The 2945-nt window shown below is 64.0% G+C and carries 2 protein-coding genes; both read left to right on the top strand.

The genetic code is table 11. The features are described 5' to 3' along the window. The first annotated feature begins 259 nt into the window (after positions 1-259). On the top strand, positions 260-1588 hold the full coding sequence (gene rimO, locus SAS01S_RS21765; protein ID WP_066813290.1) for a 30S ribosomal protein S12 methylthiotransferase RimO: 1329 nt from the start codon (positions 260-262) through the stop codon (positions 1586-1588). A 335-nt stretch (positions 1589-1923) separates the two neighbouring features. Continuing rightward, a complete protein-coding gene (locus tag SAS01S_RS21760) occupies positions 1924-2925 on the top strand; it encodes a hypothetical protein (RefSeq protein WP_066813289.1) in 1002 nt (333 codons plus the stop codon). The last annotated feature ends 20 nt before the right edge of the window (positions 2926-2945 follow it).

The following is a 2945-nucleotide window of genomic DNA, read 5'->3' as shown; positions in this document are numbered from 1 at the left end:
GAGCCGATGCCATCGGCTCGGGCCAGAGGACGCGATCCAGCGCACCCTCGAGCGAATAGCGCAAGGACAGACGAGCGCCATCACGGGCAATTGCGACGTTGATCGCGATGAGGGCCGTGCTCTTGAAATCGGGATGCGGCCGCAGCCAATAATCGGGCAAATCGACCCCCTCTCCCTCAGCAGCGCTCGACGGCGAAGAATAGGCCCACGGCCCCACCCTGTTCAAGCGGCGTCAAAACGCTTATGTGCGCGCGCAATCATGGCAACCAAACTTCCCGAACCGCCCCGCGTGGGTATGGTGTCCTTGGGCTGTCCCAAGAACCTGGTCGACAGCGAGCGCATCCTGACCAAGCTGCGGTCGGACGGCTATCAGCTGTCGCCCGATTATGCCGGCGCCGACGTCGTGCTGGTCAATACCTGCGGCTTCCTCGATTCCGCCAAGGAGGAAAGCCTGGAAGCGATCGGCGAGGCGATCGCCGAGAATGGCCGCGTCATCGTCACCGGCTGTATGGGCAAGGAGGCGGAGGTCATCCGCAACCGCTTCCCTGCCGTGCTCGCGATCACCGGCGCGCATGAATATGAGCAGGTTGTCGGCGCGGTGCACGACGCGGCGCCGATGCCGCCCAACGCGTTCCTCAACCTGGTGCCGGAAAGCGGGCTAAAGCTCACGCCGCGCCATTACAGCTACCTGAAGATCTCGGAGGGCTGCAACCACCGCTGCTCTTTCTGCATCATCCCGTCGTTGCGCGGCGACTTGGTCAGCCGGCGTCCCGACGCCATCTTGCGCGAGGCGGAGAAGCTGGTCGAGGCGGGCACCAAGGAATTGCTCGTCATCAGCCAGGATACCTCGGCCTATGGCGTCGACATCAAGCACCACCCGCGCATGTGGCACGGCAACGAAGTCCGCGCCCACATGACCGACCTGTCGCGTGAGCTCGGCAAGATCGCGCCCTGGGTGCGGCTCCATTATGTCTACCCCTATCCGCATGTCGATCAGGTCATCCCGCTGATGGCCGAGGGGCTGGTGCTCCCCTATCTCGACATCCCATTCCAGCACGCCAGCCGCAACGTGCTCAAGCTGATGCGCCGCCCGGCCAACGAGGCGAAGGTGCTCGAGCGCATCAAGTCGTGGCGTACGATCGCGCCAGATATCGCGATCCGCTCAACCTTCGTGGTCGGCTTTCCCGGCGAGACCCGGGAGGATTTCGACTATCTCCTCGACTGGCTCGACGAGGCGCAGCTCGATCGCGTCGGCGCGTTCCGCTTCGAACCGGTCGAGGGTGCTGCAGCGAACGCTTTGCCGAACCATGTGCCCGAAGAGGTCAAGGAAGAGCGCTACGCCCGGATCATGGAAAAGACCGCGGCGATCAGCGCTGCCAAACTTCAGGCCAAGATCGGCCGCACGCTGCCGGTGATCATCGATGCGGTCGATGAGGATGGCGGCGCGACCGGCCGCAGCCAGGCCGACGCGCCCGAGATCGATGGAGAGGTATTCCTGCGAGACGCGGGTCATCTGACGGTCGGCGACATCACCCCAGTGCTGATCGAAGACGCCGACGAGCACGATTTGTTCGGTGTCCCCGCCTAGGGTCTGTACTCGCTAACGGCGGGGGTCGAGACGGAGCGGATTTTGTCGCGTGGGTAGGAGCGAGGAGGGAGCGATGCTGTAAGCATCGTGACCGACGAGCGACGCCCTCCACGCGGCAAAATCCGCCCGCCGCTTCGCGGTTGCGTTGTGAAGCCCATCGGACATCGTCGCTTGCTTGCGCGTAGCTCAAGCTACGCGACTACGCTGCGCTCCTCGCCGACGGGCTCCACAAAGCAATCTCGATCCCCCGCCGTTAGCGAGTACAGACCCAAATCTGTCCCGATCTCGGACAGCACTATTGCCAGACGCCGCGCGCCGCATAACAGAGTGGCGTCATGAAAGCGTTTGCGTTCTTGTTGGTTCTAATCACGGCGTTCGCTGCGCCGTCCGCGTCGGCGCAGGTTGTCTCCGCGCCGCTGCAGAAGATCGTCACGCCGGTCGACCCGATGGTGATGGCGACCGACGATTTCACGCGCCTCGCCAATCCCGCGATCTGGGACGGATTGTCGGTCAATCGCATCGAGTTCCGTGAGGATCGCGCGTTCTGGCGTCTCTACCGCATCGTCAATCTGCGCCATTCCGACGGGCCGTTATGGTTCGTACCCCATGATAACGAGAATGCCGCGTTCCAAGCGGCGGTGTTCGCCGTGCGATCCTATGGTGGCGTGGTGATCGCGGTCGAGGAAGCGCGGTCGATTGATGGGCCGGACAGCCGGATGAACCCCGACGTCGCTTATGGCCGGTCGATCGACCCCAACCGCAATTTCCGCGACGACACCCCAAATTATGCCGCGACCATCCTGGCTGACCTGGGCAACCCGCCACGGCTGATCGTCGCGCTCCACACCAATGAACCCGGCTACAGCGCGTCCGAATCGACCTGCACGCCACCCAATGCCGGCTATACCGGCAAGGGCGAGATCTCGGTCCTGCTCTGCAGCGACCTCTATTCGCCCCGCCCGTCGATCCGCGCAGCCTGGCCGTATGACGACACCGACAGCGTTGCGATCGTCTCGTATCTCGGCGACCGCAGCCCGGCGAGCGGGTTCTGCGCGCGGCCGCTATCCGACGCCGACATGAACATCATGTTCGAGCATGTCGTGACCAGCGACGGGTCGCTGTCCAACTACGCGCTGTTCCGCGGCCTGCCTTATGTGAATCTGGAGACGCAAGATCGCGGCACCGATCCGGTAGGGCTTGGCAATGCGCGGTCACGGCTGCTCGCGATGATCGGCACGGTGATGGCGCGTTGTGCGCCGGTCGAAGGCGTCGCGATACGGCCGCCAGAAGTGCCGGTCCGCACGCAGGCACCCGACAAACGCAAGAAGCGCCGTTAGGGTCCGTTCTCACTTACGGC

The organism is Sphingomonas asaccharolytica NBRC 15499, from assembly GCF_001598355.1.
In the GTDB taxonomy this organism is placed as follows: domain Bacteria; phylum Pseudomonadota; class Alphaproteobacteria; order Sphingomonadales; family Sphingomonadaceae; genus Sphingomonas; species Sphingomonas asaccharolytica.
This window is presented reverse-complemented; position numbering and strand designations above follow the sequence as displayed.